This window comes from Curtobacterium sp. B18, from assembly GCF_000333375.1.
Classification (GTDB): Bacteria; Actinomycetota; Actinomycetes; order Actinomycetales; family Microbacteriaceae; genus Curtobacterium.
Window position 1 is genome coordinate 1 of the sequence record NZ_BACZ01000061.1, and the last position, 223, is coordinate 223.

At 74.4% G+C, this 223-nt stretch carries 1 pseudogene; it reads right to left on the reverse strand.

Features of this window, described 5'->3' with window-relative positions:
* Window positions 1-11 precede the first annotated feature (11 nt).
* Window positions 12-223 (reverse strand): annotated as a pseudogene (locus I5E_RS25115) (hypothetical protein); the annotation flags it as partial.

The window sequence follows — 223 nt, forward strand, 5'->3', positions numbered from 1 at the left end:
CATCGGAGCGGTCACCGAGACCACCCTGCAGCGCTACGCCGACGAGCCCGGCCGTCGACCGTCTCGAGCGCCCGTCCCACCAGCGCCCACCAGGCGAGTCCGAGTAGTGCGACGACGACGACCGCGATGAGGAGCTTGACGATCCCCTCGCCCACGCGTCCGCTCACGACGTCGGCCGGGACCGCCCACGCGGCGCCCCACGGCGTCCACCCGGCGACGTCGG